Source organism: Arthrobacter sp. P1_H7 (genome assembly GCF_056405215.1).
Genome location: NZ_JBFUCO010000048.1, coordinates 1 through 411 on the forward strand (window position 1 = coordinate 1; position 411 = coordinate 411).

A 411-nucleotide genomic window follows, 5' to 3' on the forward strand; every position below is an offset into this window, starting at 1 on the left:
CTCGTGAAGCTGACCGGTACTAATAGGCCGATAACTTACACCACACACCACCCCGCAAACCCAACTTCAAAAGGGGTTTGCACCCAGGGGTGGTACAAAGAAACAAGACTGCTTGCGTCCACTATGTGGTTCCCAGACAACAAACCCGTCACCGACGGCACTGTTGCACAGGAACCGACAACAAAATAACAACACCACACCTGCGGCCAAACACCGCAGCGAACATGTTGTAACCACAGATTTCCCCACCCACCCCCAAAAGGGCGCGGTGCGGGACACAGGGTTACGGCGGTCATAGCGTGGGGGAAACGCCCGGTCCCATCCCGAACCCGGAAGCTAAGACCCACAGCGCCGATGGTACTGCACCCGGGAGGGTGTGGGAGAGTAGGTCACCGCCGGAACACCATTCAG

The 411-nt window shown here is 57.7% G+C and carries 1 rRNA gene; it reads left to right on the forward strand.

Annotation, left to right across the window (positions count from 1 at the left end):
- Positions 1–284 precede the first annotated feature (284 nt).
- Positions 285–401 (forward strand): 5S ribosomal RNA (rrf, locus tag AC1DXI_RS20760).
- Positions 402–411 lie beyond the last annotated feature (10 nt).